The 25,045-nt window shown below is 64.8% G+C and carries 27 protein-coding genes and 1 pseudogene; 15 read left to right on the top strand and 13 right to left on the bottom strand.

Features of this window, described 5'->3' with window-relative positions; genetic code table 11:
* Positions 1-30: 30 nt before the first annotated feature.
* The gene (locus L1277_RS05835; RefSeq protein ID WP_253375424.1) at positions 31-975 is read left to right on the top strand and encodes an LLM class flavin-dependent oxidoreductase; all 945 of its coding nucleotides are present in this window, start codon (positions 31-33) and stop codon (positions 973-975) included.
* Positions 976-1,087: 112 nt separating this feature from the next.
* On the opposite strand, the gene L1277_RS05830 is transcribed toward L1277_RS05835, so the two are convergent.
* Entirely contained in the window at positions 1,088-1,858 is a 771-nt protein-coding gene (locus tag L1277_RS05830) for a VOC family protein (protein WP_253375423.1), read from the bottom strand.
* An 80-nt stretch (positions 1,859-1,938) separates the two neighbouring features.
* Here L1277_RS05830 and L1277_RS05825 point away from each other — a divergent pair, with 80 nt between their 5' ends.
* Positions 1,939-2,184, top strand: a complete 246-nt coding sequence (locus L1277_RS05825; protein WP_253375422.1) for a hypothetical protein — start codon at positions 1,939-1,941, stop codon at positions 2,182-2,184.
* Positions 2,185-2,259: 75 nt separating this feature from the next.
* On the opposite strand, the gene L1277_RS05820 is transcribed toward L1277_RS05825, so the two are convergent.
* On the bottom strand, positions 2,260-2,742 hold the full coding sequence (locus L1277_RS05820) for an SRPBCC family protein (protein ID WP_253375421.1): 483 nt from the start codon (positions 2,740-2,742) through the stop codon (positions 2,260-2,262).
* A 4-nt stretch (positions 2,743-2,746) separates the two neighbouring features.
* Positions 2,747-3,106, bottom strand: a complete 360-nt coding sequence (locus L1277_RS05815; protein WP_253375420.1) for a helix-turn-helix transcriptional regulator — start codon at positions 3,104-3,106, stop codon at positions 2,747-2,749.
* Positions 3,107-3,226: 120 nt separating this feature from the next.
* Between L1277_RS05815 and L1277_RS05810 the strand changes: the two genes are divergently transcribed.
* The 5 genes from L1277_RS05810 (at position 3,227) to L1277_RS05790 (ending at position 7,106) form a co-directional block, all read left to right on the top strand.
* A complete protein-coding gene (locus L1277_RS05810) occupies positions 3,227-3,706 on the top strand; it encodes a nucleoside deaminase (protein ID WP_253375419.1) in 480 nt (159 codons plus the stop codon).
* An 11-nt stretch (positions 3,707-3,717) separates the two neighbouring features.
* Entirely contained in the window at positions 3,718-4,560 is an 843-nt protein-coding gene (locus tag L1277_RS05805; protein ID WP_253375418.1) for a DUF4097 family beta strand repeat-containing protein, read from the top strand.
* 74 nt (positions 4,561-4,634) lie between these two features.
* Positions 4,635-4,982 (top strand): hypothetical protein, encoded by a 348-nt coding sequence (locus L1277_RS05800; protein WP_253375417.1) that lies wholly within the window; start codon positions 4,635-4,637, stop codon positions 4,980-4,982.
* 11 nt (positions 4,983-4,993) lie between these two features.
* Positions 4,994-6,004 carry a PHP domain-containing protein gene (locus L1277_RS05795; protein WP_253375416.1) on the top strand — a complete coding sequence of 337 codons (1,011 nt, stop codon included), beginning with the start codon at positions 4,994-4,996 and terminating at the stop codon, positions 6,002-6,004.
* A gap of 121 nt (positions 6,005-6,125) precedes the next feature.
* A complete protein-coding gene (locus L1277_RS05790) occupies positions 6,126-7,106 on the top strand; it encodes an SDR family oxidoreductase (RefSeq protein WP_253375415.1) in 981 nt (326 codons plus the stop codon).
* A gap of 160 nt (positions 7,107-7,266) precedes the next feature.
* Here the strand turns inward: L1277_RS05790 and L1277_RS05785 are convergent.
* Together L1277_RS05785 and L1277_RS05780 are read right to left on the bottom strand one after the other, a co-directional pair.
* Positions 7,267-7,863, bottom strand: a pseudogene (locus tag L1277_RS05785) (oxidoreductase); the annotation flags it as partial.
* Between the two features lie 57 nt (positions 7,864-7,920).
* Positions 7,921-9,192: a cytochrome P450 gene (locus L1277_RS05780; RefSeq protein ID WP_253375413.1), complete on the bottom strand. Its 1,272-nt coding sequence runs from the start codon at positions 9,190-9,192 to the stop codon at positions 7,921-7,923.
* Between the two features lie 294 nt (positions 9,193-9,486).
* Between L1277_RS05780 and L1277_RS05775 the strand changes: the two genes are divergently transcribed.
* Both L1277_RS05775 and L1277_RS05770 read left to right on the top strand, forming a co-directional pair.
* Complete coding sequence (locus tag L1277_RS05775) at positions 9,487-9,912, top strand: DapH/DapD/GlmU-related protein (RefSeq protein WP_253375412.1); 426 nt, start codon at positions 9,487-9,489, stop codon at positions 9,910-9,912.
* Between the two features lie 181 nt (positions 9,913-10,093).
* Positions 10,094-10,903, top strand: coding sequence for a tryptophan-rich sensory protein (locus L1277_RS05770; protein ID WP_253375411.1), 810 nt, complete (start codon positions 10,094-10,096; stop codon positions 10,901-10,903).
* Here L1277_RS05770 and L1277_RS05765 read toward each other — a convergent pair.
* A complete protein-coding gene (locus L1277_RS05765) occupies positions 10,900-11,331 on the bottom strand; it encodes a DUF1761 domain-containing protein (protein WP_253375410.1) in 432 nt (143 codons plus the stop codon). The two genes, L1277_RS05770 and L1277_RS05765, sit on opposite strands and share 4 nt — an antisense overlap.
* Before the next feature lie 95 nt (positions 11,332-11,426).
* Here L1277_RS05765 and L1277_RS05760 point away from each other — a divergent pair, with 95 nt between their 5' ends.
* Entirely contained in the window at positions 11,427-12,059 is a 633-nt protein-coding gene (locus L1277_RS05760) for a LysE family translocator (RefSeq protein ID WP_253375409.1), read from the top strand.
* 29 nt (positions 12,060-12,088) lie between these two features.
* On the opposite strand, the gene L1277_RS05755 is transcribed toward L1277_RS05760, so the two are convergent.
* Positions 12,089-12,979: a 3-methyladenine DNA glycosylase gene (locus tag L1277_RS05755; RefSeq protein WP_253375408.1), complete on the bottom strand. Its 891-nt coding sequence runs from the start codon at positions 12,977-12,979 to the stop codon at positions 12,089-12,091.
* A 95-nt stretch (positions 12,980-13,074) separates the two neighbouring features.
* Here L1277_RS05755 and L1277_RS05750 point away from each other — a divergent pair, with 95 nt between their 5' ends.
* Positions 13,075-14,274: an ROK family transcriptional regulator gene (locus L1277_RS05750; RefSeq protein WP_253375407.1), complete on the top strand. Its 1,200-nt coding sequence runs from the start codon at positions 13,075-13,077 to the stop codon at positions 14,272-14,274.
* Between the two features lie 218 nt (positions 14,275-14,492).
* On the opposite strand, the gene L1277_RS05745 is transcribed toward L1277_RS05750, so the two are convergent.
* From L1277_RS05745 to L1277_RS05735, 3 genes are all read right to left on the bottom strand, one after another.
* Entirely contained in the window at positions 14,493-15,497 is a 1,005-nt protein-coding gene (locus tag L1277_RS05745; protein ID WP_253375406.1) for a sugar phosphate isomerase/epimerase, read from the bottom strand.
* A gap of 48 nt (positions 15,498-15,545) precedes the next feature.
* A complete protein-coding gene (locus tag L1277_RS05740) occupies positions 15,546-16,697 on the bottom strand; it encodes a Gfo/Idh/MocA family protein (protein WP_253375910.1) in 1,152 nt (383 codons plus the stop codon).
* Positions 16,698-16,826: 129 nt separating this feature from the next.
* The gene (locus tag L1277_RS05735; RefSeq protein WP_253375405.1) at positions 16,827-17,873 is read right to left on the bottom strand and encodes a substrate-binding domain-containing protein; all 1,047 of its coding nucleotides are present in this window, start codon (positions 17,871-17,873) and stop codon (positions 16,827-16,829) included.
* 167 nt (positions 17,874-18,040) lie between these two features.
* Between L1277_RS05735 and L1277_RS05730 the strand changes: the two genes are divergently transcribed.
* Both L1277_RS05730 and L1277_RS05725 read left to right on the top strand, forming a co-directional pair.
* Positions 18,041-19,558 (top strand): sugar ABC transporter ATP-binding protein, encoded by a 1,518-nt coding sequence (locus L1277_RS05730; protein WP_253375404.1) that lies wholly within the window; start codon positions 18,041-18,043, stop codon positions 19,556-19,558.
* On the top strand, positions 19,555-20,601 hold the full coding sequence (locus tag L1277_RS05725) for an ABC transporter permease (RefSeq protein WP_374110167.1): 1,047 nt from the start codon (positions 19,555-19,557) through the stop codon (positions 20,599-20,601). Before L1277_RS05730 ends, L1277_RS05725 begins: the two co-directional genes overlap by 4 nt.
* A gap of 43 nt (positions 20,602-20,644) precedes the next feature.
* On the opposite strand, the gene L1277_RS05720 is transcribed toward L1277_RS05725, so the two are convergent.
* The 3 genes from L1277_RS05720 to L1277_RS05710 form a co-directional block, all read right to left on the bottom strand.
* Entirely contained in the window at positions 20,645-21,823 is a 1,179-nt protein-coding gene (locus tag L1277_RS05720) for a cytochrome P450 (RefSeq protein WP_253375403.1), read from the bottom strand.
* A gap of 249 nt (positions 21,824-22,072) precedes the next feature.
* Entirely contained in the window at positions 22,073-23,011 is a 939-nt protein-coding gene (locus tag L1277_RS05715) for a LysR family transcriptional regulator (protein WP_253375402.1), read from the bottom strand.
* Positions 23,004-23,480, bottom strand: a complete 477-nt coding sequence (locus L1277_RS05710) for an HtaA domain-containing protein (RefSeq protein ID WP_253375401.1) — start codon at positions 23,478-23,480, stop codon at positions 23,004-23,006. Before L1277_RS05710 ends, L1277_RS05715 begins: the two co-directional genes overlap by 8 nt.
* A gap of 201 nt (positions 23,481-23,681) precedes the next feature.
* Between L1277_RS05710 and L1277_RS05705 the strand changes: the two genes are divergently transcribed.
* Positions 23,682-23,870, top strand: coding sequence for a ferredoxin (locus L1277_RS05705; RefSeq protein WP_253375400.1), 189 nt, complete (start codon positions 23,682-23,684; stop codon positions 23,868-23,870).
* Positions 23,867-25,045, top strand: a complete 1,179-nt coding sequence (locus tag L1277_RS05700) for an NAD(P)/FAD-dependent oxidoreductase (protein ID WP_253375399.1) — start codon at positions 23,867-23,869, stop codon at positions 25,043-25,045. Before L1277_RS05705 ends, L1277_RS05700 begins: the two co-directional genes overlap by 4 nt.

Genomic DNA, 25,045 nt, shown 5'->3' with positions numbered 1-25,045 from the left:
TGCCGTGCGGGCATTGCCTACGCTCGAGGCATGACGACTGTGATGACCCCGCGGCTCGGTGTTCGGTTCGAACCGGGTTGGGCTCCCGAGCGACTGCCCGACTTCGCTCGCTGGGCCGAGGACGCCGGTTTCGACGAGCTCTGGTTCAGTGAGGACCTGCCCTGGGCGGGCGGCATCGCGATGGCGGCGACGGCACTTGCTGTGACGACCCGCATCCAGGTGGGCATCGGTTTGCTTCCCGCCGTCACCCGGAACGTGGCGACCGCGGCTATGGAGATTGCGGCGCTAGCTCGGATCTCACCTGGCCGGCTGTCGATCGCACTCGGACACGGGATCCCGTCGTGGATGGACCAGATCGGGGCGAGTGTTCCGCGGCGGTTCGCCGCACTCGAGGAGACGGCGGTTGCCCTGCGTCGCCTGCTCGACGGCGAAACCGTCACGATGAACGGAACACACGTGAACCTCGACGGTGTGACTCTCGGATTCCCGCCCGAGCACGTGCCACAGATCTTCCTCGGGACCACGGGGCCGACGGGCCTCAAGATCACCGGCCGCAGCTCGGATGGTGTTCTATTGCCGGAGCTGGCCACACCGGATGCGATCCGCTGGGCTCACCGCGAGATGGCGGCGGCGGGCGGGGCGTCCGAGGTACTCCTTCTGACGGTGACGAGCATTGGTGACGACCGGGCCGGAGCCCTCGACCGGGTGCGCGCCAAGGTGCAGGAACTCATCGATCTCCGCGTGTACGACAACCTCACCGGGATCGCCGGACTCGGCGCGGACGGCAGCGGCACACTCGCCGATGAGATCCTCCAGTCGCTCGCGGTTGCTGGAACCGTTGAGGACGCTGCCCGCACAGTCACGCAGTGGGCCGAGGCCGGTGCGGACTGTATCGTCATCGTCGCCGGGGATGACGACCCCGAGGAGAGCTACCGCCGGTTCGCGACCGAGGTGTTTCCGCTGATCGGTCGCTGAGCGAACTCGGCCGCCGAGCCCGGTGCTTCGGATGCCGCGTTTCAGCGGTATGACGGGGCGATACCGCGGTTTTGCGACATGTGAAGTCACACAGCGGCGCGAGCAACCCGACTCAGAACGACATTAGCCGCAGCACCGCTCCCGTCGGGTCGGTGACCGTGGCGATGCGCCCGTACTCGGTGTCTTCGGCCTCGTCCTTCACGGTCGCACCGAGTTCGAGGGCCCGCGCCACCGTCGCGTCGACATCGTCGGCGCCGAAGTACACGGCCCAGCTCGACGCGTCGCCAACGGCCGAATCACTCGACGCATCGTAGATGCCCGCGAACGGCTGCCCGTCGCGCTCGAACGTCTTGTACCGAAAATCCGGGGTGTTGCCCTCGTCTCTCAGTGTCCAGTCGAACGCCTTCTCATAGAACCCGACGGCGGCGTCGAAGTCCTTCGCGAGCAGCTCGCACCAGACCGGGGCACCGTGCTCCCGCTCCGCCTGGAACCCGGTGTGCTCGCCGGCCTGCCAGTAGCCAACCGTCGCGCCGGTGGTATCAGTAGCGAAACCCATCACGCCCATGTCAGGCACGGCCAGCGGTTCGAACATATTCATGCCGCCGGCTTCGGCAACAGCGGCGGCGGTCGCCGTGGCATCCGTTGTCAAAAGATAGACCGACCAGGCGTCGGGATAGGGGGCACCATCTTGCTTGCGCATCGCACCGGCGATGCGCCGACCGGTTGAGCTGAAGCTGACATAGCCGCCGTAGAGCACCTCGTCGCCGGTCTCAGCGTCCCAGCCGAAAAGCGAGCTGTAGAACTCCTGCGATCGCGCGGGGTCAGAGGTGGTGAGTTCGAGCCAGCAGGGTGCGCCGGGAGTTGTGACCGTGATGTTCGGCATGGAAGACCCCTTCGTCCGTGGTGGGGTCAGGCTACTCCGGCTGATTCGGGGCGGCTAGGGGCGCGTGCGATGCTGGAAGAATGAACGCTGACGCCGTCGATTTTCTCCGCCGCACCACGGAGGGCACGCGCGTCGTGATTCGCTACCTGCTCGATGATGGTCAGGCGACGGATGCCTTGGGCTGGTTCATGCGCGCAGATGACGGCGCCTGCGTGATCGCCGGTAAGCGCGGCATGGAGACCGTGCGATTTGACCGGGTGATTGCCGCCAAGGAGGTTCCGGCGCCTCCCGCGCCGCGGTCGCCGCGGCGGCGCGAGGGCTATTGAGCGAAGCTCCACACGAGAAAGCGGGCAAGCTCTCGCTCGAGCCTGCCCGCCTTCGCGCGTGGGAGCACCTGCGCGTCACGCCGAAACTGGGCTCGCAAGCAACTCGTCGAGCCGCTCATAGCCCTCGTTCACACCGACGTCCATGCCGGACTCGATCATTCCATCGCGGCTCTCAAGGTTCGGGAACACGCTACGGCCGTGAAGGCGGGTTCGTCCGTTGCCGAGGTCCTCGAACACCATGAACTCGAGGCTCACCGCTCCGGGGAACCCCTCGTACTCGAAGGTCTGCACAATGCCGGTCTCGACCGACGCGGAGTGCACAACACCGTTGAACGGATAGGAGTTATCGCCATCGCGCTGGATGTAGCGGTAGCCGCCTCCTTTCACGATGTCCCAGCGCTCAACGTCCATCTCGTATCCACGAGGGCCGAGCCATTGGACGACGAGCGTCGGGTCGGTGTGTGCTCGATAGACGGCGTCGACGGGAGCGTCGACGTCGCGGGTGATCTCGACGATGGGCAGACCTTCGGGCGCCGTGATCGTGGTTGGATTCGTCATTTCTTTACCTTTCTTCTTGTGGGGGTGATGACGGGGTGCCGGCGAGAACGTCGTCGAGCCGGCGGAAGCGTGATTCGGTGGTGAGCCGGTAGGTGTCGATCCAGGCGGTGAGCCGCTCGAGCGCCTCGGGAACGAGCGCGGCCGGGCGCCGCTGGGCGTCGCGGGAGCGACTGACGAGCCCGGCTTGCTCGAGCACGGCGATGTGCTTGGAGACCGCCTGTTTGGTGATCGCGAATGGTTCGGCGAGCTCGTTCACCGTCGCAGCGCCCCTGCTCAACCGCGCAACGATCGCCCGACGCACCGGATCGGCGAGCGCCATAAACGCCCGATCGAGCTGGTCGTCAGTGGTGGTGCTCGAACTCATAATCAACCAATCGCTTTATCAACTTGATGGTTGTTAAAGGGTAGATCCGCCTCTCACCCGCGTCAAGGCTTTTTTGGAGCGACCCTTCAGTGCGGAACGTCGGTGTGGGAACGTTGGAGCATGTCCGATCCTGTCGACCCCGTGGCATCCGCCTATCTGAATTCGGCCGTCGCACTCGCCGTCGAAAACGTGGCGCGCGGTGGCGGGCCGTTCGGCGCCGTTGTGGTCACCGCCGAAGGCCGGATTTACGGTGGAACGAACCGGGTGACCGCAGACAACGACCCGACGGCGCACGCCGAGGTGGTCGCCATTCGCCGGGCCTGTGCCGAACTCGGCACGTTCGATCTCACTGGCTCAACGCTCTACGCCAGCTGCGAGCCCTGCCCGCTTTGTGTTGCCGCGTCGCTCTGGGCGCGCGTGGATGCCATCGTCTTCGCGGCCGATCGGCATGACGCCGACCGCGCTGGATTCGACGACACACGTTTCCACGAGCACTTCGACGGTGTGGCGCCGGCTATCCCGATCACGGCCGGCTCGGCAGACGACCCGCTCGCCCCCTTCGCAGCCTGGGCCGAGCACCCGGGTCGAATCGACTACTAACGGAGCACTCCATGACCTCTCCCTACCCCCCGGCACCGCAGCCACGGCGGATGTCCCGCGGCCTTCGCCTCACCTTGCTGATCGGCATACCGCTCGTCATCCTTGCGCTCATCGTCGTGTTCACCATCGGTCTGACAAACGCGATCCGGAGCGTCGTGGCCGGTTCGGGTGACAGCTCTGCCGTCCTGTCAGAGAAGCGAGCGGATGCCGGTTCCAGCGTCTCCATCGATCTCCCGAATGCCGCGATAACGCTGGGTGCGAGCGACGATGAGCAGGTGCAGGTCACCATGCGGGGCACCTCCTCTGGTGAGAAGCCACGGCTGTCCGTCGGGACGAACGACGACGGCGAAACGGAGATCTCGGGCGGCTGCCCGCGCGGATGGTTCCTCTTCAACCGCTGCTCTGTGCGTGTCGAGGTGCTGTTGCCGGCCGAATTGGATGTCGAGCTTGACGGACAGAACGGCAGCGTGACCGCCACCGGGCTCGACGGAAACCTCGACCTCTCGACGACCAACGGCACGCTCCGCATCGAAGAGTCGAGCGGCCGCCTCGACCTGGAAACCACAAACGGGCGCATTGAGCTCGCCGACGCCAGCTCACCCAACGTCGACGCTGAAACGACCAATGGAACGGTGCAGATGCAGTTCTCGGCAGCCCCCGATGTCGTCTCCGCGCGCAGCACCAACGGCGAGATCTCGGTGAGCGTGCCCGACGACGACGAGAGCTATCGAGTGGACGCGGACACGACGAATGGCAAGGTCGACACCGCCGACATCCGCACCGATCCGGACGCGGACCGATCGATCACCGCCCGCACCACCAACGGCCGGGTCACGGTCGAGCAGGCGAACTAGCGTTCCGGAAGGGGCTTGCGCCCGGCAACCCGATTCGCGTTTGCTTGACCACCACGACCGCGAAAGGAGCCGACATGGCAGTGAAACTCAACGACACCGCATTCCGCCACGCGAAGAAGCTCGTTCAGGACGGCAAAGTTGTGAAAGACGAGCGCGACGACTGGAGCGAACACGCGCCATCTGCCGACGACGAAAACAAACTCATCACAAACAAGGACTGGTCCGAGTACTCGAAGTGGCACCTCGGCGTCGACGATGAACACCCGGACGACACCAAGGGGCACTACAAGTTTCCGTTCGGTGACTTCCGCAAGGTGCACCGCTGCGCGATCATCTCCGGCGAGAGCCGTGCCGGGCAATACGACCACGACGACATCCGGGAGGCGCTCCGAAAGCTCCTCGACAGCATCGACGCGGACTGAGGGCCACTCCCATGAAGGCCACCGACGCCCTGGACGAGATTGCGTTCCTGCTCGAGCGCAACCTCGCATCGCCGTACAAGACGAAGGCGTTCCGTGGCGCGCTCGCGGCGATCGAGGCGTTCACCGATGACGAGATCGAGGCCGGCGTTGAGGACGGCAGCCTCAAACGCCGCAAGGGCATCGGAGCCACCACCTGGACCGTGATCGAGCAGGCGGTCGCTGGCGATGTGCCCGACTACCTCGTCGACCTGCGCGAACGCATCGGCGGCCCGGTCACCAAGGTCGGCGCCGAACTGCGGGCCCAGCTCAAGGGCGACCTACACAGCCACAGCTACTGGTCAGACGGCACCACTGATCTCGCCACCATGGCCCGCACCGCCGAACGGCTCGGTCACGAATACCTCGTGGCGAGCGACCACTCCCCCTCGCTCCGCATCGCCAACGGCCTCAGCACCGAGCGGCTCACCCAGCAACTCGACGAACTGTCCACGCTCAACGAGAGCTTCGACGGTTTCCGCATGCTCTCCGGCATCGAGGTCGACATCCTCGAAAGTGGCGACCTCGACCAGTCCGACACCGTCCTCCGCGGGCTCAACGTGGTTGTAGCCAGCGTGCATTCCAAGCTCCGCACCCCTTCGCGTGAAATGACGAAACGGATGCTTGCAGGCATCCGTTCTCCACACACCAACGTACTCGGACACTGTACGGGTCGGCTCGTCCAGGGCAGCAGGGGAACCCGACCGCAGTCGGCGTTCGACGCGAAGGCCGTGTTTGCGGCGTGTGCCGAGAACAACGTCGCGGTCGAAATCAATTCGCGCCCCGAACGGCAGGACCCTCCCGATGAGCTCATCACCCTCGCGCTCGACGCGGGCTGCCTGTTCAGCATCGACAGCGATGCGCACGCGCCTGGTCAACTGGGCCTGCTCGACCTTGGCGCCGCGCGCGCCGACGGCCTGGGCGTTCCGACTGACCGGATCATCACCACCTGGCCAGCCGAGAAGCTGCTCGAGTGGTGCCGTTGACCCGGCCTCGTCGCCCCTCGCTTAACCCACCGGCGCCCGTTTGACCACCTCTTGACCGCACACCGCGACAACGCGCACCGTGGAAGAACGCGCCGCCCGGCGCAGCCGAAGGAGAACTGGGATGTCGTCGAAGACAGTAGTTGTGATCACCGGGGCATCGAGCGGTATCGGCCGCGCGACGGCCCTCCGTTTCGCGAAGCGCGGAGCAACCGTCGTGCTCGCCAGCCGCCGGGCTCAGGCCCTCGCCGAACTCGCCGCCGAGTGCGAGAAACTCGGCGGGTCGGCCCTGGCCGTCCAGACCGATGTGACCGACGCCAGCCAGGTCGAGGCCCTCGCCCGCCGCACCGTCGCTACCTTCGGCAGGATCGACGTCTGGGTCAACAACGCCTCGGTCTCGGTCTTCGCCCCGTTCCTTGAGATGCCACTCGATGACCTTCGCCGCGTCCTCAACGTCAACATGATGGGCTACATTTACGGCGCGAAAGCCGCACTGGCCGTCATGACCAAACAGGGACGCGGCAGCTTGATCAACGTCGCCTCCATCGTGGCCGAGGTTCCGCAGCCGTATACCGCGCCCTACGGAATGGCGAAGGCCGCCGTGCGTGCGCTCAGCGTCAGCCTGCGCTCGGAACTCGCGCTGGCCAAGCAGAAACACATCTCCGTCTCGACGATCCTCCCGGCCACTATCGACACGCCGTTCTTCCGGCACGCGGCCAATTACACCGGCCGCGAGGTCAAGGCCATGCCGCCCGTCTACTCGCCGGAGATCGTGGCCAAGGCCATCGTGAAGGTCTCGCGCAAGCCCGAGAATGAAGTCATCGCGGGTGGCCCGATCGCGAAATCGCTCGTCGCCCAGCACCGCAAGACACCCAACGCGGTCGAAGCACAAATGGCCCAGCAGACCGACAAGACCCACCTGTCGCTCACGAAGTCGGCTCCGGCAACGCGCGGCGCGCTCTATTCACCACCATCCACAGCGGATGCCACGGTAACCGGCGGCTGGAATGGTCGCGAACGCGAGGGCAATCGCCAGGTCCTCGGTTCGCTGGTCGCTGCCGTGATCGGTGTGCTGCTGGCGCGCCGGTACCTGTCGAAGGAGTGAGGCAACACTCCGCATCAGGATCTGAGTGTCACACTCAGCGTGCAAGAGATACGGGAACTGCCGACAGGATCGCTGCTGACGCCTCAGGAAGTTCACCCCTGCGAGTACCTGATTGGACGTCGCGCACATCCAACGGTGACTGATCGCGCGGGCGACTCGTTCAGCTGGCGGGCGCAGCCACGGGGAATGTTACTCCGGTGAGCTCCTCAGAGACCGTCCACAGCCGCTGCTGTATGGCTTGGTCGTGGGAGTCCTGGCTGGACGTAACCAGCTTCGGATAACCGCGGACCTCCCCTCGGTTACCTGGGCCGTAGTACTGGCCTCCAAGGACGGCGGGATCCGTGGCGGCGCGCACCGTCGGGAGCGCGCCCATCTCCGCCTTCTGGGTGAAAAGCGGCGCGAGCCAGGTCACGGGTACCCGAAGGATGGCTGGAATGCTCCTCGTGAGTTCGGTGTTCGACATGCCGGGATGGGCAGCAGCGGCGATCGTCGTGCCGTGGGGAGCGAGCCGCCGCTGCAGTTCATACGTGAACATCAGGTTGGCGAGCTTGGACTGGCCGTAGGCGGCGGCTCGGCTGTATGAGCGCTCCCAGTGCAGGTCGTCGAAGTGGATGGCGGCCTGGATGCGATGCCCCGTGCTGCTGACCGTGACGACACGAGAATCCGGCGCGACCAGGAGCCGGTCGATCAACAAACCGGTGAGAGCGAAGTGGCCGAGATGGTTCGTGCCGAACTGCAACTCGAAGCCGTCAGCGGTGGTTTGCTGTTCTCGGGCACGCCGGGCAACGACTCTTCTGGCGAGGGGACTCTCGTCTCACGACCCGTGGAACGGGCACCGTGCGGGGGCACCTTCAGCGCGCACTCGGCCACCCGACGCCGGCTTGGTTGGCAGGCGTCGCCGGTTCACACCGAGGCCCGAATCCAGAATCATGAGGCGTGGATCGCTCAGCGTCGCGATGGCCGAAGCGAGTCCAGCGATGGCGAGCTTCTCCCCCGGGCAGCGGTGCCCCGTCGCCGGGTCGGCGCCTCCGTGCGGAATGAAAGCGGGCAGAGCCTCGTAGTCGTCGATGCCGATGAATCGCTCGGGGCGGAACTCATCGGCGCGTTCCCATGAGCGGTCATCCGTATCGGTACCGAGGATGTCCAGCACCACTCGACCGCCGGCGGGCACCCGGGCACCGTCGAGCTCGATATCAGTCGTTGCCCACCCGGGCAGCATCGGGACGAACGGAGCCGTGCGACGAATCTCCTGTGCGAAAGCGGTCGCGAGAGGACCGTTGATAACAGTGCCGCGCTCCTCGGCCTCCTCCGCGATGCGCTGCCGCCACTCAGGCCTGTCGTGCAGTTCTTTGGCAGCGAAGGCAACGAAGCGGGCCACGGCGATCATCGGTCGGATGCTGTTCTGCAGCTCCCTGCCCGCCAACCGTGGCGGCAGCAGATTACCCTCCCGGTCGCGGTGCCAGGCCCACTCGGAGAGGGCGGTGCCCTCGTCGGCATCGATGGTGCCGGAACGCATCGCTTCAATGAGACGTTGCGAATGCCGGTCAGACCAGCGCCTGTTCGCCACGGCGAGCAGGTACTCAGGTGAGTACGGAACTCCGAAGCCGTCGACGACCTGCGCCAACCGAGACGACCACCGGGTCTTCGCCCCGGCCGTTCCGGGCAGCCCCGCCCAAGTCATACTCGCGCGCCCGAAGACGCCGACCGCTGCGTCGTACGCTGTCCGGCGGCCGCCAGACAGCCACGCCTCTCGTTCTCTCCGCCACTCGCGTTCGAACAGTGGCAACAATCGGTCAACCTGCGCGTCGTCGTAGGCCACATCGATGAATGTCGCCTTCCGGTGCCGGTGGTCGTCACCGTCGAGGCTGTGCACCGATCCGTTGCCGAAGAGCGTCGATTGCACGATGGCCGGCATTGCACCGTGACGGATGACGCGACTCTCGTCGTAGAAGAGATCGACACCCTCGGCACCTCGAACCAGCAAGGCTTTGTCTCCGAGCAAACGCATCGGCACCGATCTCGCTCCACGTGACGCCCTGCGCCAGATGTGCGCGCCAAAGCCGTAGCCGCGAGTGAGGAGTGACACGGAGTCGTCCTTGATCAACGGGGGAAAGACGGTGGCCATAGTCCATCATGACAATCCCGTTTCCTCACTCACAACCACATCACCGACGCTTGACATCCCGTGCCCGGTGCGGAAGTGGCGCAGATCACGACAGATCTGCCGTGCCGACGTGGCGATTTCGAAGCGGTGGCGCACGGCACCTGAGTGTCACCTGACAGATCACTGAGTAGGAGGAATCCACGGCTCTTCCCCGCTGTTGATGGAGAGAGCGCACAAACTCCGCGTCTTGTCGCGGAACAGCGCCGTTAGGAGATCATGAGCAAAGTATTCGAAGAAATCGAGTCCTCAGCGGGCGACATCGCGAAGTACCGTCGCCACAGCAACGGCCGAGGCTTTGTCGCGTCCACCGCCAAAGTTGATCCGACCACATTCCTTGACCCCACAGCATATGTAGAGCCCGGAGCCACGGTGGCTGGACGCTGCTGGGTCGGCGCCGGCAGCTGGATTGACCGCGATGCGGTGCTCGCACCGGGTGTGTTTGTGGGCGCCAACGTTCACGTCGGTGCCGGAACCGTCGTCGGAGTCGGCGCTCAGATCGAGAGCCACTGCCGCATCGGCGAAAACGTGACCGTGGAGCCGGGTGCCCGCATCGACCGCGACAGCACCATCGTCGCCGGTTCAGTCGTCGGCTCTCGCAAAGGTGCCACGCCCACCAAACGTGACATGACCCGCGCCGCGTAGTCGGGCTCGATCCTCCCGTTACCCGCTATCGAAACGGATGCCGCGTGGCGGCATCCGTTTTTTCGCGCCTTAATGCATCTTCCAGCACCGTTCGAAAGGTTGATTTCTTGTCGAAACTGCCTTGTTAGGGTCGAAGAACGCTCGACGCGTTCGATCGCGTCGTCATCGGGAAGGACAGCTCATGTCGCAGAACGACCGACTCCGCCAGATCGTTGTACTGGCCAGCGCAACCATCGCCCTGATCGGGGGATTCATCGGCTCGGGGGCCGCGGGCGGGCAGCCGATCGCCGAGGCATCGGGAGGAGCGCTCTCGGCCGATGCGACGCCGGTTGCCCCTGACGGACCCGCGTTCGCGATCTGGTCGGTGATTTACGCCGGGCTCATCGCCTATGCCATCTGGCAGGCGCTGCCCGCGCAAAAGACCGCGGAACGGCACCGTCGACTGGGCTACCCGGTCGTGCTGTCGCTGCTGCTCAACGCCGCGTGGATTCTCAGTGTGCAGTTCGATGTGCTCTGGGCGAGCCTGCCGGTGATCGTGATCCTGTTGCTCGTTCTGATCTGGGCGTTTCGCATCACGCGCGCAAGCCGGCCGCGGACCGTTGTTGACGCGATCGTCACCGACGGCACGGTCGGCCTTTATCTCGGGTGGGTGACCATCGCGACGGTCGCCAATACGGCCGCCGTGCTCAAGGCCGCCGGGTTCGACGGCTTCGGGCTTTCCCCCGACACCTGGGGTGTCATTCTCATCGTGGCGGCCGGGCTGATCGGCATGGGCCTTGCGCTCTACAGCCGTGGTCGCCTCGCGCCGTCAGCGTCGCTGAGCTGGGGCATCGCCTGGGTTGCGGTGGGGCGCCTCGCGGGTGACCTGCGCTCAACGCCGACCGCGATCACGGCGATCATCGCCGTCGTGGCGATCGTGCTCGTCACGGTGATTGCGCGGGTGCGTGCTCCCCGGCCGCTTCCCGAGCGCCGAACCACCGCCACACGCTAACTGCCGAGGTTCGGCGGCCATACCCCGATGATCAGCGCCATGATCACGATGGTCACGAACTCGTGGGCGACGTTGAGTACGGTGAGACCAGAGGGTCGCCGGTCGAACGCGTCGTGGGTGATGAAGCGTGCAGCCGTGAACCCGGCCCAGAGGATAATGCCGGTGAGCAGGGCGTTGACGAAGAAACTGCCACTGTAGAAACTCCACGACAGGTAGGTGGCGCCGGCGAGAACCCACGCGGTGACGAAGCTGACGATCACCGTCACGACGATCGGGCCAACCGCGTCCTTGGCGTCGCCAGAGGGGGTCACGTTGGCGGCCTTCATCCAGTAGGTACCGAAGACCTTCGGGGTGTACCAGATCGACCCGACGATCATGCTGGAGAGGGTGGCCACAAGAACCGCCCAGTAGTTGATGTCCGGAATCATGGTGTGCTCCTTTGCGCCGTCGTGTGGCGCAGTTTAGTCCCGAGTCGGGCGGCCCGGGAGGGGCGGCACCGGCCGATGTGGAGTACGTTTCGCTCATGGTTGGGATCCCCACACTGCTGGCGTTCTCGCTGGCATCGATTGCGCTCATTGTGATTCCGGGGCCCAGCGTGCTGTTTGTGATCGGCCGGTCGATCGCCCTGGGTCGCCGAGCCGGAGTGCTGAGCGTCGTGGGCAACGCACTCGGGACGATTCCCGCGGTGGTTGCCGTCGCGTTTGGCGTGGGGGCTCTCGTGGCGTCGTCGGTGCTGGCGTTCACGGCGCTCAAGATTGTCGGCGGCCTCTACCTCGTCTGGCTCGGTGTCCAGGCGATTCGGCACCGCTCGGCGCACCTGCCCGACCTGGCACCGGTGCGCATCTCGACCGCCACCCTGCTTCGACAGGGGTTTCTCGTCGGACTCACCAACCCGAAAACCATCGCCTTCTTCGTGGCCGTGTTGCCCCAGTTCGTCGACCCGGCAGCCGGAGCGGTGTGGGCACAGCTCCTTGTTCTCGGCGTGATCTTCCAGACCCTCGCGCTCGCGAGTGACAGCGTGTGGGCTCTCGCCGCCGGCACGGCCCGGCAGTGGTTTGCCCGGTCACCCCGGCGAGTGTCCACCCTCGCTGGAACCGGCGGAGTGCTCATGATCGGACTCGGTGGCACGCTCGCGTTGACCGGTTCGCGGAGCTGACGGTCGTCGGGCATACCGAATTCGGCCGTTTAGTGAGCCGTCGCCCGGGCCACGCGAATCGCCTCGACGACCCGCGCGCGAAGCGCATTCGAGCGCTCGGCAAATCCGCGCTGCTGCCGCACGTACTCGGCCTTGCCCTCGGGCGTCTCGATGGCCACAGGTTCCGCGCCCCACGCCGAGACGTCGTAGGGCGATGCGCGCATGTCGAGCCACCGGATATCGCGGGCAAGGTCAAAGGTATCGAGGAGAAGCTCACCCGGCACGAGCGGGCCCAGCTTGATCGCCCACTTGTAGACGTCCATCCCGGCGTGCAGGCAGCCGGGCTGCTCGAGTTCGGGCTGGTTGTCGCGGGTCGGCGCGAGCCGGTTGAGCGGCACGGCCTCGGGCGTGAAGAACCGGAATGCGTCAAAGTGCGAGCACGCGATGCGGTGTGACTGCACGACCTCGTCGGTTCCGCTCTGACCGAGCCGCAGCGGAACGTCATGCCGGTGCTCGCCCTGGCGGTACACCATGGCCCACTCGTGCAGTCCGAAGCAGCCGAACTGCCCCACCCGTGCGGCCGTTCGGTTGAGAAGTTTCTCGATGAAATCGACCGATGCCGACTTCGCCGTAAGAAAAGCTGCCGTAGTGACGGTTACGGTGCCCATGGCATCCGTTTCGTACCATCGCCAGTCCGCACGCTCTTCCTCACCGGCTGCCTCGAGGGCAACGCCAGCGCCCGGGTGCCAGCGGCGCAAATGGGACGGCTTGACCGGATAGTACGTGAAGAGAAAATCTTCGACCGGATGCTTCTCGCCGCGCTGCACCCGTGCCCGCCAGTCGGCCGTGCGAGCGTCAGCGCGCTCGGCGTGCGCCCGCTCCTGCGCCTGCCAGTCGGCACGCGACAGCAGCTCGACGGCGGGAAGGGAGAGCGTGGGCACCCTTCGAGGGTAACCCCGCCAGCGAGCCCGCAGGACGGAACCACATATGACGAAGTAACCATACATACGACCGGGCGCTGTGGTTGAATTGCCTGATGGTCGACATAAGTCCAGGCGGTGCGCTCGGATCCAGCGCGACGAGTGACATCTTTCAGATCCTGCGGGACGGTCGACCGCGCACCCGAACCGAACTGGCGACGCTCACCGGGTTGGCTCGATCCACCGTTGCGCTGCGGATTGACTCGCTCACCCAGCTCGGGCTGATCGGACCGGCCGAGACGGCACCGTCCACCGGCGGCCGACCCTCGTCACAGTTTGCCTTGCGCGCGGGCAACAAGGTCGTGCTCGCCGCCGACATCGGGGCGACGCACGTGCGCATCGCCGTGAGTGACCTGACCGGGCGCCCGCTCAGCGAAGACAGTGCCGCCATCGAGGTCGCTCAGGGCCCCGAAGCCGTGCTCAATTGGGTGATCGAGGCCGGCGACGCCCTGCTCAGCACGGCCGGGCGTTCGCTCGGCGACCTGCTCGCCATTGGCGTTGGACTGCCCGGGCCGGTTGAGCACTCGAGCGGTCGTCCCATCAACCCGCCGATCATGCCGGGCTGGGACAACTTCGATGTTCCCGCCTGGCTCGGCGCGCACTTCAGTGTGCCGGTGCTCGTCGACAACGACGTCAACATCATGGCGCTCGGCGAACGCGAAATGGCCTGGCCCGAAGTCGATCACCTCATCTTCGTGAAGGTCGCCACCGGTATCGGAGCCGGGGTTATTTCCGGCGGGATGCTTCAGCGCGGCGCCCAGGGAGTGGCCGGCGACCTCGGCCATGTTCGGGTGTCGCGCGATGGCGAGACCCTCTGCCACTGTGGCAATACCGGGTGCCTTGAGGCGCTGGCATCGGGACCCGCTCTCGCCAAGTCACTCGGAGTCGAGTCGCCGTCGAGCCAGGACGTCGTGGACCTCGTGCGCTCGGGGAACCTCGACGCGATTCAGGCCGTTCGCCAGGCCGGGCGGGACCTCGGCGAAGTGCTCACGGCGTGCATCAGCCTGATCAACCCGTCGGTGATCGTGGTCGGCGGCGCTATGGCGCAAGCCGGCGAACACCTGATCGCCGGGGTGCGCGAAGTTGTCTACGCCCGCTCGATGCCGCTCGCGACCCAGCACCTGCAGATCACGCAGTCAAGCGTCGGCGCCAATGCGGCCGTGCTCGGTGCGAGCCTGTTGGCCATCCACCACGTGCTCTCGCCCGAGAGCGTCGAGGCCATGGTGGTCGACCTGGCCGACGCGACCGCCCCGTAGGCGGTCCTGCCACCGCTCGTTGGGCCCTTAAGCCGACTATCCGGCATCACAATCGGCACTCGGGCCCGACGAACCGCGCACCGCCCTCACGCCCACCACCGAGACGGCAGAAAGGGTCGTTCGTCTGATCGAGACGGCCCGAAGGGTCGCTCCTCGTCAACAGGAACGACCCTTCCCGACCGATCGATTCGCGATAACGACCCTTCGGACCGATCGACCTAGTTTTTGGTGCTGAACGCGGCGTCGAACGCGGCGTCCGGTGCCGGGAACGCGAACTTGCGCACGAACTCGAGAGCTTCCGGCGCCCCAACGAGTCGATCCATGCCGGCGTCCTCCCACTCGACCGACAACGGTCCGTCGTAGCCGATCGCGTTCATCATCCGAAACGCGTCCTCCCACGGCACATCGCCGTGACCGGTCGAGATGAAGTCCCAGCCGCGGCGCGGGTCGGCCCAGGGCAAGTGCGACGAGAGCCGACCGTTGCGGCCGTTGCCGAGGCGCTTCTTCGTGTCCTTGCAGTGCACGTGGTAGATCCGGTCCTTGAAGTCCCAGAGGAACCCGACCGGGTCAATGTCCTGCCACACCATGTGCGACGGGTCCCAGTTGAGGCCGAACGCCTCGCGGTGCCCGATCGCCTCAAGCGTCCGCACGGTCGTCCAGTAGTCGTAGGCGATCTCCGACGGGTGCACCTCGTGTGCGAACCGCACCCCGACCTCGTCGAACACGTCGAGGATGGGGTTCCACCGGTCGGCGAAGTCCTGGTACCCGGCGTCGACCATCGCCTCGGTGGCTGGCGGGAACATCGCGACGTACTTCCAGATCGACGACCCGGTAAAACCGGTGACCGTCTTGACCCCCAACGCAGCAGCAAGCCGCGCCGTGTTCTTCAGCTCCTCGGCCGCACGCTGCCGCACGCCCTCCGGGTCGCCGTCGCCCCACACGACATCGGGCAAGATGTCGCGGTGCCGCTGGTCGATCGGGTCATCACACACGGCCTGGCCTTTGAGGTGATTCGAGATCGTGTACACCTTGAGGTTGTACTTCTCGAGCAGCGCAAGCTTGCCCGCGACATACTCTGCGTCATCCCAGCGCCACGGGTCGAGGTGATCGCCCCAACAGGCAATCTCGAGGCCGTCATAGCCCCACTCCGACGCCAGGCGCGCAACTTCTTCAAACGGCAGGTCGGCCCACTGGCCGGTGAACAGGGTGACAGGACGGGTCATGAAAATACTCCTCGGTCAATGTAGATCGAAATAACGGATGCCATTGGCTTAGCGAGCGTCGGACGTCGCGGTCCACGCACTGCCGGTTTCCGCACTGTGCTCGACGGCCTCAAGAACCTGCTGCACCTGCAGCCCGTCGGCGAACGACGGCGTCGGCTGGGTGCCGGCCATCACGTCCACCACGAAGTCGCGGGCCTGGTGGCTAAAGCCGTGCTCGTAGCCGAGCATGTGGCCGGTCGGCCACCACGCCTCCATATACGGGTGCTGCGGCTCGGTGACGAGGATCCGGGTGAACCCTTGGCGGTCCGCCGGAGCCGTGGCGTCGTAGAAGCCCAGCTCGTTGAGGTTTTCGAGATCGAACGAAATCGCGCCCTTCGAGCCGGACACCTCGATCCGGAAGGCGTTCTTCCGCCCGGTCGACATGCGGGTTGCTTCGAACGAGCCGACCGCTCCGCCGTCGAACCGTCCAGTGAACAGGGCGAGGTCGTCAACGGTGACGTCGCCCATCTCCTCCGACGCGGTGCCTGACAGCCCGGACACCTCGGCGAGGATCGGGCGCTGCTTCACGAACGTCTCCAGCATGCCGCTCACCGAGGTGAGCTTCTGCCCGGTGATGAACTGGGCCAGGTCGATGGCGTGGGCACCGATGTCACCGAGCGAGCCGGATCCGGCCAGGTGCTTCTGCAGCCGCCAGGCCAGGGGCACCTCGGGGTCGACGAGCCAGTCCTGCAGGTAATTGGCGCGTACCTGGCGGATCTCGCCGATCGCGCCCGAGGCCACGAGGTCGCGGGCGAACGTCGCCGCTGGCACCCGGCGGTAGGTGAATCCGACCATCGCGTAGACGCCCTTGGCTGCGGCCTTCTCGGCAGCCTCGGCCATGGCGCGCGCCTCCTCAACGGAGTTCGCGAGCGGCTTCTCGCAGAGCACGTGCTTGCCAGCCTCGAGTGCGGCGATGGCGATATCGACGTGCGAGTCGCCCGGCGTCACGATGTCGATGACATCGATGTCGTCACGAGCGATCGCGTCACGCCAGTCCGTCGCCGTTTCGGCCCAGCCGAATTTCTCGGCGGCGGCCGATGCCGCTTCGGCGTTGCGACCGACGAGCAGGGTCATCTCGGGGTTCGCGGGCAGGTCGAAGAACCGGGGAGCAACCCGCCAGCCCTGTGAGTGCGCGGCCCCCATGAAGCCGTAGCCGATCATGGCGATCCGAAGCGGTGGTTTTTCTGGCACAGTTCCTCTTTCTCTGGCGTTCCATGACACATCACGGAAATGGGTGGGCGGTCACGCGGAGCAGGGCGGGGCACCGAACGGCGCCCCGCCCTGCAGCGCCTACGACTCGAAAGCCGTTGGCAGGTACTTGTCGACGTTGTCGCTGGTCACGACCGGCGCGTTGAGCACGATACGGTTGGGCACCTCGATCTCGACCAGGTCACTCAGCGCCTTTTGCTGCACAACCAGTCGAGCGAGACGGATACCGTCAGCGGCCTGAGTGGACGGGTAAATGACCGTCGCCTTAAGCACACTCTCGCCGCCCTTGATCAGGTCCATGGCATTCTTCGACCCGGCTCCACCGACCATGATGAACTCATCGCGGCCGGCTTCATCGATGGCAGCCATGACGCCGATGCCCTGATCGTCGTCATGGTTCCACAGTGCATCGATCTTCGGAGCGGCGGAGAGCAGCTGCGACGCTGCGGCTTCGCCACCCTGCACTGTGAAGTCAGCGGCGACCCGGTTGGAGACCTCGAGGCCGCAGTCCTCGAGCGCGTCCTTAAAGCCCTGGCTGCGGTCCTGGGTCAGCGGAAGTGAGTCGATTCCGGCGATCTCGGCGACGACAGCGTCGGGGTTGTCGCCGACCTCTTCACAGATGTAGGTACCAGCCGAGACGCCCATGCCGTAGTTGTCACCGAGGATGGTGACGCGCGAGGCAAAGGTGCTGGAGAACTCACGGTCGACGTTGATCACCGGAATACCGGCCTCCATCGCCTGGATGGCAACCTCCGTCAGCGCAGCCCCGTCGGTGGGGAGCAAAACGATGGCGTCGACCTTGTCGTTGATGAAGCCCTCAACCTGACTGATCTGCAGGTTGGCGTCGTTCGTTCCTTCCGCGACTTTGAGGTCGATGTCGTCGTACTTCTCGGCTTCGGCGAGCGCCGCCGAGTTGATCGCTCCGAGCCAGCCGTGGTCAGCAGCGGGGCCAGAGAATCCGATGGTGATGGTGTCGCCGCTGGCCTCGTTGCCCTCGACGGATGCATTGGTGGGCTGTGTGTTGTTAGTTTCGGTTCCTGCGGTACAACCGGTCAGCAGACCGGCAACGGCAAGGACGGAGCCCGCGGTGACGAGCATCCTTCCCCGCGACGTGCGAAGTGCAAGCATGTTTCCTCCAGGTTGAGCGAATTGCACGGGCGCCAACGAGGGGCGCAGGCACCCCAAAGCCTCGTGCGTGCTCCTGTGTCCTCATCGACGCGCCCACCATAGCAGAAGTGCTGATCGAATCGCCGACTTTATATTGTCGATCGACATATGTGTGTTATGTTCCCCTCATGATCAACGATGACCATGCAGTGCTGCTTGAGGTGCGCGGCATCACCAAGGCGTTTGCCGGGGTGCAAGCGCTCAAGGGAGTCGACCTTACGGTGCGTCCCGGCGAGGTGCACTGCGTGCTCGGCCAGAACGGCGCCGGCAAGTCGACGCTGATCAAGACGCTCTCGGGCGTACACGCTCCGGACGATGGTGAAATCGTCTGGCAGGGCCAGACCGTCACGATTGCCGACCCCGTTGCCGCGCTCGATCTCGGCATTGCCACCATGTACCAGGAACTCGACGTCGTCGACGGTCTCACCATTGCCGAGAACATCTTCCTCGGTCATGAACGATCCACCGGCGGGATGCTTCGGGTTGGCGAAGCAAACCGCCTCACTCGCGAGCTGCTCTCAAGACTTGGGCACGGAAACATTCCTGCCACGACAGAAGTCAGCCAGCTGTCTGCGGCGAACAAGCAGATCGTCAGCATGGCTCGCGCCCTTTCTCGTGACACCAAACTCATCATCATGGACGAACCGAGCGCCGTATTGGACTCCGGCGAGGTGGCCAACCTGTTCCGGGTCATCCGCGAGCTGACAGCGCAGGGCATCGCGGTCGTCTACATCTCCCACCGGCTCGAAGAGATCCGGCAGATCGGCGACCGAATTTCGGTGATCAAGGATGGCCGGTCGACCGCGAGCGGCCTGAGCGTAGCCGACACCAGCACAGCCGATCTCATTCGGCTGATGACCGGTCGCGACGTTGCCAATGTCTTCCCGCCGGCGACGCCGGTGGCACCGAACGCACCCGTACTCCTCGACGTGCAGGACCTTCACCTCCGTGGTGCTTTCTCCGATGTGAGCTTCACGGTACGTGCCGGCGAGATCGTCGGGTTGGCTGGTCTGGTTGGTTCAGGAAGAACCGAAATACTGGAGACGATTTATGGAGCGCGGAAGGCGACATCCGGAACCGTTTCGATCGACGGGCGAACCTTGGCTGCAGGATCCGTCGCCGCCGCTGTGCGCGCTGGCATGGGCTTTTCACCGGAGGAGCGGAAGAGCCAGGGACTCCTGCTCGACGAGCCGATCTTCAAGAATGTGACCCTGTCAACCTTCGGGCGGTTCGCGCGCGGTGGGGTGCTGAACGAACGAGGCGAGCGGGACGCCGCGAAGGAGCAGATTGCGGCGCTGGAGCTGCGACCTGACGATCCCGACCGACCGGCCCGAACATTGTCCGGTGGCAACCAGCAGAAGATCCTGCTCGCGCGCTGGCTCGTACACGGCACCAAGGTGCTGTTGCTCGACGAGCCCACCCGCGGTGTCGACGTCGGCGCTCGTGCAGAAATCTACGCGCTGATTCGGCGCCTGGCCGCGGCCGGAACAGCGATTGTCGTCGTGTCGAGCGAGATCGAGGAAGTGCTCGGACTGAGCGACCGCGTCCTGGTCATCGGCGACGGCGAGGTTCTCACTACAACAAACGCAAGCGACATCGATGAATCCGGCGTACTGGATCTGGTTCTGAAAGGAAGTGCCGCGTGAGCGAGCAAACCACCACCTCCGAGCCAGCGCTGGCCGGTGCATCACAACAGGCGGAGCGGCCAAGTACTTTCCGGCGAGTGATGGGAGGATCCGTCGGCCGAAACCTCGGACTCGTCATCGCCCTGGTGGTGCTCTTCATCATCGGCACCGTCACCGCCGGTGACCGGTTCGCCGATGTGAACAACTTCCTCACGATCATCCGATATGCGTCGGTCATCGGCGTGATCTCGATCGGCATGACTTTTGTGATTACGTCAGGCGGCATCGATTTGTCCGTCGGCTCCGTCATGGGCCTCGCCTCGGTTGTCGCCAGTCTGGCGGCTGTTCAGGCGGCAGCGACCCAGAGCAGTTGGTTACTCATGGTCGTCGTCGCGCTTGCCGTCGGTGCCGCTGCTGGTCTCATCAACGGAATCATCATCGCCTATGGCAATGTCGTGGCGTTCATGGCCACCCTTGCAATGTTGGTTGGAGCGCGCGGACTTGCCGAGCTGATTTCCGGGAGACGAACACAGATCGTGAACAACCGTGACTTCCTTGAAGTCATCCGCGCCGACTTCCTGGGCGTACCGGTTCTGATTTGGATCTTTGCGGCGGTCGCGGTTGCTGGCTGGTTCCTGCTGAACCGCACAACGTTCGGCCGGCGCACCGTGGCCATCGGCGGCAACGCCGAGGCGTCCCGGCTGGCTGGCATCAAGGTGAAGAGACACCTCGTCTACATCTACCTGCTCGCCGGAGTCACCTCGGGTATCGCGGCAATCATGATGCTCGGCCGAACGACGGCGGGCACCTCCACCCACGGCACGCTGTACGAGTTGGACGCCATCGCCGCTGTCGTAGTGGGTGGCACGCTGCTCATCGGTGGTCGCGGAACCATTGTCGGCACCGTTCTCGGTGTCCTCATCTTCTCGACACTCACCAATGTGTTCACGCAGAACAACCTGGATACCTCGGTGCAGCAGGTGGCGAAGGGCCTCATCATTGTGATCGCCGTTCTGCTGCAGCAGCGCTTCGCCACCCGAGGCGCTGCGGCACGGAAGCGTTAAAGTGCGAATCCCCTCCCGGCCAGAGCCGGGAGGGGATTTCTCGTTAAGCGGCGACGAACTCGAGGACCGGCAGGTGATCGAGGCTCTGGCTGGTGTTGTTGACCTTGCGCACGGGCTCTCCGACAGTGATCTTGCTGACGCGGCGAACCAGCGCGCTCAATACGGCGAACGCCTCGAGGCGTGCGAGACCCTGGCCGGCACAACTGTGAATGCCGTAACCGAAGGTCAGGTGGTCGACGGGGTTTCGCTGAACGAGGAAAGCGTCCGGGTCGTCGTAGTGACGCGGGTCGCGGTTGCCCGCTCCAAAGAGGATGGCCAACTGGTCCCCGGCAGGGATCAGAGTGCCATCAACTTCAGTGTCCTCCTTGACCAGCCGGCCCTCGGCAAGCATGAGCGCTTCGTAACGAAGGACCTCGTTGAACGCGGAAGGGATAAGAGACGGGTCCTGACGCAGGATCTCATACTGGTCGGGGTGAGCGGCGAACTGCGCGATCGCGTTTCCGATCGCAGCGATCGTGGTGTCCATCCCGGCGGCGACATACTGGTGAATGATTTGACCAGCGTTGGATGCGCCGATGTCACCACGGTCGGCCGCATCGAAGATTGCGCGCCCCATGCTGCCCTCGGTCAACTCTGAGCCCTGCAGGGTGCTCGCCCACTGGAACAGTTCGCCAGCGATCGGAAAGTTCTCCGCCGTGCGCTGGTTCATTGGACCGAGCACATTGAATGCCGCTTCGCCCCAGCCGAGTACCTTGTCGCGAACATCCCCCTGCAGGCCGATGAGGTCGATAACGACCTGGAGCGGAAGCGCCCGAGCGAGGTCGTCCATGGCATCGAAGGAGCCGCGCTCAACGAGGTTAGCAACCAGAACGTCCGCCTTCTCGTCGATACTGCTCTTGAGTCCCCGCAAGGCACGAGGCGAGAGATTCTCCGTGAGGGCGGCTCGAAGTCCGGTATGGACAGGCGGATCCGCAGCCATAGTTGTCCCGACGAGAGCGCCGTTCATCGCATCGTTGAAGGCGACCGAGTTCGAAGAGAACGCCTGCCAGTTGGCCAGCGCGTCACGAATGGGGTCATACCGCGTGAGTGCCCAAACGCCGTTCGTGCTCAATCGCACGACTGACGCTTGTTCGCGGAGCTCGGCAAAGACGGGGTACGGGTTCGCCAGTGTTTCATCTGACCAGAGATCGATGTCGGATGTGGCGATGGTTGCAGAAGTCATTGGGCACCTCGGAAGTGACTCGTGATTCGTCCGGAGCGTGTCTGGGGCGAATCTTCGGGCGGGGACGGACGCTGCGCGGGTTCAGGTCGACTGTGACATGCAGCTCCCGGCACCGGACCGCTTCCTTCAGTCAAAGCCCGAGGCGACGGAAGATCAAGTGAATTGTCACGATGAATAGTGAATTGTCGTTATGCACTTCATGCACGGCGCGAATATCGGGTCTCCTGGCGCAGCATGCCTGGCCCCGTCTCAGGCGGTCGGCAGCGTCGACGCGGCCTCGGCGAGGAGCGCGCGAAGCCAGACCCGGAACTGTTCATCAGCGAATCGCGGATTCCAGATCATGTCGATGCCGAGCGTCTGGATCGGGAACGGAAACTCCTCTACGCGCAGGTCTAATGTGTCTCGAAATGCCGAAGCGACCCGGTGCCGCTGCACGGCGACACCTCCGGCATTGCCGACGAGATGAGGGATGAGCAGTGAATCGGTGACCTTCTCACGGACCGAGTACTTCACGCGCTCTTCGTCGAGGATCGTGTACGGACGAAGCTTTGCTGGCGACGCGTCGAAGATGACATGCGGGAGAGTTTCCAGTAACGCCGGTGCGTCCGCATCCCGCGGCGCTCGGCCCGGAGCGACCACGACCCATCGATCCTCGTAGAGGCGCTCCCGCGGATATGGCGAGGGGAAGGTTTCGGAGAGCAAGGTAACGAACACCCCGTCATCGGTGAACATCGTGGGGGATCGCATCGTTGTCGTGACCAGACGCAGCACCATATTGGGTGCGCGTTCCGCGAGAAGTCGGGAGATCGCGCTACCGATCACGAATACCGTGCTCGTCGTCATGGCCATTGTGATCTCACGATTGTCGGTCGCCGGGTCGAAGGCCGTTGCACTCACCAATCGAGCGGTTCGGCGGAGCGCCCCGCGCAATGGTGCGATCAGCTCCATAGCCCGGGGAGTGAGCACCATGCCGGTCCCTTGCCGAACCAACAGCTCGTCACCCATCAACCGCCGCATCCGCTGGAGAGCGTGGCTCATGGCGGGCTGGGACATTCCCACCCGCTCGGCGGCACGAGTCACCGACTCCTCTTCGAGCAATGCGAGGAGTGGAACAAGCAGGTTGAGATCCACCGAGGCGAGACGACCGAACTCGACGTCTCCGCGCCAGTCGCGATCGCCATTACTCATCGTCGTGATGCCTCACCACGCGGAGCGGACTGAGTACTTCGCCAATGCGGTACTGCCCGCCAAGCAGAATCTGTCCGTGACCGGTCAGAGAAGCTGTGGCTTCTCTGCCGTCCCAGCCATCGACATCCGTTTTCTCATCACTGAAGACGAGGTCGGCAAACCGCAACATTCTGCCGCCGTCTCGCCCGCCGCGCTCTCGAACCAGAAGCGCGCCACTGTCGGTTTCGACGTCGATTCGTGGGTCGCGCAATTCGATGTCGAGAGCGCCCCAATGGCCCTTCAGGCGCACGGTTCCCAAGAACCGCTGGCTGTCACCATCGGCGTTGTCGCCTGCACTCGGAAAGTGGAATCCCTGGTCGGAACGGAAGGCGGGCTCGATAACCTCGACCACTCCATCGTCAAGGTTTTCGATGTACGCGATCAGGCTTTCCTTGATCGGCCAACGGAGCTCCAGGTTTGCGGCGGTCATTCGTCACCGGTCTTTCATCTCGGGGATGTCAGACGGCGACGCAAGCACAGGTCATCGTCGTCCCGCGAATAGCGTAAGGCATGAAGTATTCGAACCGTGCATGTACTCGATGTGGAATCTTCATTTGACGAGGTTCGGAAGCCGGGCGAAGCTTGCTGGAGTCGACGCGACAATGCCGCCGTGTCGAGGTACGGAGGCATCATGAAAATCATCCTGGACCGCCCACGCTGCGAAGGCCATGGACTCTGCGAGGAGGCCGCACCGCGGCTCATGCACCTCGACGACGAGGGCGAATTGATCCTCGACATTGAGGACATCACTGAGAACGATCTGGATAGCGCCAAGGCATCCGTGCGGGTCTGCCCGGTTGCAGCGCTGCGCCTCGAATGACCACGGCAACTCCACACCGGATCGTCGTGGTCGGCAACGGCATTGCCGGCCTCACGGCAAGCGACTCGTTGAGAACAGCCGGTTTCGACGGTGAACTCACAATCATCGGTGACGAATATCACCCGCCGTACAGCCGACCGGCGCTGTCGAAAGCCGCGCTTCTCGACGACGGTGAGATGACGTCGCATCACCTGCCAGCTCCCACCCATGAAGCCTCCGAAATTCTCGGGGTCAGCGCGTCGAGCCTCGACACTGACAACAAAGTCGTTGGACTGGCAGACGGAAGCGAGGTTCCGTACGACGCCCTGGTGATCGCCTCAGGGTCACGGGCCAGACGACTGGGTTCCGGCGACGCAGGCGAGGCGGAGCGCGAACTGACGCTCCGCACGCTCGATGATGCGCTCGTGCTCCGGCAGCGAATCGCGACGCAGCCGTCGGTTGTCGTTCTCGGTGGCGGCGCCCTGGGGATGGAAATCGCATCCGGCTGCCTCGACGCGGGATGTGCCGTGACGCTGGTGTCGAGCGATCCGCCGCTCGTCCGTCAGCTTGGGTCTCATCTCTCGGAGTACTTCCTTGCGGCCGCGCGTCGGCGAGGCCTGACGATTGCCACGTCGCCAGCACGCGAGGTGCATCACCGGGAGGCGCACTCGCGGGTAGTTCTCGCCGACGGCTCGAGCCTTGAAGCCGAACTGGTCATCAGTGCGGTCGGAGACCTGCCCAACACCGAGTGGTTGCAGTCGAGCGGCCTTCTCCTCGGCGCTGCACTCAGGGTGGACAGTCGCGGTCGGGTCGCCCCGGATATCGTCGCTGCCGGAGACGTTGCTGCATTCCCGACCGCCCGTGGCATCCGCCGGGTGCCGTTGTGGACCAGCGCGATCGAGCAGAGCAAGGTTGCCGCGCTGACCCTGGTGCGCGGCAATGACGCTCCCGAACTCAGCTTCCAGCCGTACTTCTGGACGGAGCAGTTTGGGCTGAGCCTCAAGGCGAGCGGATACCTGCCCCTGGCCGGTGATCCGGAGGTCCTGGAAGGCGACCTGCGCGAGGACAAGGCACTCCTCCGGTGGTCCCATGACGACGGCACCGGAACCGCCGTGGCCATCAACTACCGGATTCCGATCCCGAAGTTGCGTCGACTGAGCAGTGCACTAGCCGCGGCGGTGTCACCCGCAGCTTGA

This window comes from Okibacterium sp. HSC-33S16, from assembly GCF_024171565.1.
Lineage (GTDB): Bacteria > Actinomycetota > Actinomycetes > Actinomycetales > Microbacteriaceae > Mycetocola_A.
The sequence above is the reverse complement of the archived record's forward strand: the minus strand, read 5'-3'. Positions and strand labels throughout refer to the sequence as shown.

Excerpts from the sequence above, each read along its gene's own strand:
- L1277_RS05700 (WP_253375399.1), top strand. The coding sequence starts at position 23,867 with ATGACCACGGCAACTCCACACCGGATCGTCGTGGTCGGCAACGGCATT.
- L1277_RS05735 (WP_253375405.1), bottom strand. The coding sequence starts at position 17,873 with ATGCTTGCACTTCGCACGTCGCGGGGAAGGATGCTCGTCACCGCGGGC.
- L1277_RS05810 (WP_253375419.1), top strand. The coding sequence starts at position 3,227 with ATGTCCGATCCTGTCGACCCCGTGGCATCCGCCTATCTGAATTCGGCC.
- L1277_RS05750 (WP_253375407.1), top strand. The coding sequence starts at position 13,075 with ATGGTCGACATAAGTCCAGGCGGTGCGCTCGGATCCAGCGCGACGAGT.
- L1277_RS05835 (WP_253375424.1), top strand. The coding sequence starts at position 31 with ATGACGACTGTGATGACCCCGCGGCTCGGTGTTCGGTTCGAACCGGGT.
- L1277_RS05730 (WP_253375404.1), top strand. The coding sequence starts at position 18,041 with ATGATCAACGATGACCATGCAGTGCTGCTTGAGGTGCGCGGCATCACC.
- L1277_RS05820 (WP_253375421.1), bottom strand. The coding sequence starts at position 2,742 with ATGACGAATCCAACCACGATCACGGCGCCCGAAGGTCTGCCCATCGTC.
- L1277_RS05760 (WP_253375409.1), top strand. The coding sequence starts at position 11,427 with ATGGTTGGGATCCCCACACTGCTGGCGTTCTCGCTGGCATCGATTGCG.
- L1277_RS05830 (WP_253375423.1), bottom strand. The coding sequence starts at position 1,858 with ATGCCGAACATCACGGTCACAACTCCCGGCGCACCCTGCTGGCTCGAA.
- L1277_RS05710 (WP_253375401.1), bottom strand. The coding sequence starts at position 23,480 with ATGACCGCCGCAAACCTGGAGCTCCGTTGGCCGATCAAGGAAAGCCTG.
- L1277_RS05740 (WP_253375910.1), bottom strand. The coding sequence starts at position 16,697 with ATGATCGGCTACGGCTTCATGGGGGCCGCGCACTCACAGGGCTGGCGG.
- L1277_RS05825 (WP_253375422.1), top strand. The coding sequence starts at position 1,939 with ATGAACGCTGACGCCGTCGATTTTCTCCGCCGCACCACGGAGGGCACG.
- L1277_RS05800 (WP_253375417.1), top strand. The coding sequence starts at position 4,635 with ATGGCAGTGAAACTCAACGACACCGCATTCCGCCACGCGAAGAAGCTC.
- L1277_RS05805 (WP_253375418.1), top strand. The coding sequence starts at position 3,718 with ATGACCTCTCCCTACCCCCCGGCACCGCAGCCACGGCGGATGTCCCGC.
- L1277_RS05770 (WP_253375411.1), top strand. The coding sequence starts at position 10,094 with ATGTCGCAGAACGACCGACTCCGCCAGATCGTTGTACTGGCCAGCGCA.
- L1277_RS05720 (WP_253375403.1), bottom strand. The coding sequence starts at position 21,823 with ATGACTTCTGCAACCATCGCCACATCCGACATCGATCTCTGGTCAGAT.
- L1277_RS05795 (WP_253375416.1), top strand. The coding sequence starts at position 4,994 with ATGAAGGCCACCGACGCCCTGGACGAGATTGCGTTCCTGCTCGAGCGC.
- L1277_RS05765 (WP_253375410.1), bottom strand. The coding sequence starts at position 11,331 with ATGATTCCGGACATCAACTACTGGGCGGTTCTTGTGGCCACCCTCTCC.
- L1277_RS05705 (WP_253375400.1), top strand. The coding sequence starts at position 23,682 with ATGAAAATCATCCTGGACCGCCCACGCTGCGAAGGCCATGGACTCTGC.
- L1277_RS05715 (WP_253375402.1), bottom strand. The coding sequence starts at position 23,011 with ATGAGTAATGGCGATCGCGACTGGCGCGGAGACGTCGAGTTCGGTCGT.
- L1277_RS05790 (WP_253375415.1), top strand. The coding sequence starts at position 6,126 with ATGTCGTCGAAGACAGTAGTTGTGATCACCGGGGCATCGAGCGGTATC.
- L1277_RS05815 (WP_253375420.1), bottom strand. The coding sequence starts at position 3,106 with ATGAGTTCGAGCACCACCACTGACGACCAGCTCGATCGGGCGTTTATG.
- L1277_RS05745 (WP_253375406.1), bottom strand. The coding sequence starts at position 15,497 with ATGACCCGTCCTGTCACCCTGTTCACCGGCCAGTGGGCCGACCTGCCG.
- L1277_RS05775 (WP_253375412.1), top strand. The coding sequence starts at position 9,487 with ATGAGCAAAGTATTCGAAGAAATCGAGTCCTCAGCGGGCGACATCGCG.